Below are 1,065 nucleotides of genomic sequence, written 5' to 3' on the forward strand. Positions count from 1 at the left end.
CCCTGCAACCCCAACCAGCAATGCCGCCCGCGCTGGCGCCACGACCATCATTGCACTAACAATCAAATTGGACCCGTCCGTGGGGGCCGATCAGCCCCCTCCGCCATTTGCCCCCTCGAAAGTGTTCTCCCCATCCGCCTGCGGCCGGATTTTTCCGTTGTTTTCGTGGGTTATGCGGGTGGGGCTGAGCACTGCCCCTGCTGACTGGTGGCCCCGAAGTGGTCTCTCAGGGCCTATATTCTCCGGACCTGTTAACCGCCGCCGTTCTGGTAAAGCTGCCCCCCCCCTGATAAAACTCAGGAAAATCTCCGGCTTGGTCCGCATAGGTTCGGCAATCTAAGCGGGAAGAGAATGGAACGCGTATCGCCCCCCTCCGACTTGCGTGGTGTCATCGCAGCGCGGCTCTCGCGCTCGGCACATTGGCTTCGTCCTCACCGGCCAAAGCCGCAACCCGGGCGAGCGCTTCGGCGACGGTGCGGCCCTGATCGTGGATGCTCTGGATGATCTCCGCTGGCGACCGGTCATCAAACTTTGCAACGGTGCCTGGATTGACCGCCGCTAGGTCGAAGACAGCAGCGTCAATGGCAGCCGCCTGAGCCTCCAGTTCTCGCGCCGCCTTTTCCTTTTCGCTGATTTCTCCGGTGAGCGCAGCCACTTCGGCATGTGAAGTCTTCAGCTTCTTCAGGCGCTTGAACTCCCCCTTGAGGTCGATCACCTCGGCCTTGGTTTCGCCCGCCTGCGCCAGGATGGGCTGCATTTCCTTGCGGGCTTTCGCGCGGCGCGCAGAAAAGTCGATGGTCCAGGAGTAACGGCTGTCGGCCCCGGCCTTGCCACGGAGCGGCAGCAGCCGGGCGTAGGGCGGGAACGGCTTCCCGGCGTTCTCTTACTGTTCCAGCCAATCGGCAGTCAGATTGACGGGCAGCGCGCTGTCGGCAAGCAGCTTTCCATCCTTGCCGAAACCGAAATGCGCCAGCGCGAGCGGGGTCTTCCTGCCGACCGTCACATGGCTTAGCACTACTTTGGCAGAAGAGTGATTTTTGGGATTCCCAAGGCGTAAAATCGCTG

The 1,065-nt window shown here is 61.8% G+C and carries 2 protein-coding genes; both read right to left on the reverse strand.

All coding sequences use genetic code 11. The features are described from left to right. Positions 1–388: 388 nt before the first annotated feature. On the reverse strand, positions 389–757 hold the full coding sequence (locus tag ASC48_RS19225) for a hypothetical protein (protein ID WP_055457269.1): 369 nt from the start codon (positions 755–757) through the stop codon (positions 389–391). A gap of 126 nt (positions 758–883) precedes the next feature. Then, the coding region (locus ASC48_RS19695) for a hypothetical protein (protein ID WP_167345159.1) at positions 884–1,065 on the reverse strand (182 nt) is incomplete at its 5' end.

Source organism: Pannonibacter indicus (genome assembly GCF_001418225.1).
GTDB lineage: Bacteria > Pseudomonadota > Alphaproteobacteria > Rhizobiales > Stappiaceae > Pannonibacter > Pannonibacter indicus.

Coding starts and splice junctions, on each gene's coding strand:
- ASC48_RS19225 (WP_055457269.1), bottom strand. CDS start 757: ATGCAGCCCATCCTGGCGCAGGCGGGCGAAACCAAGGCCGAGGTGATC.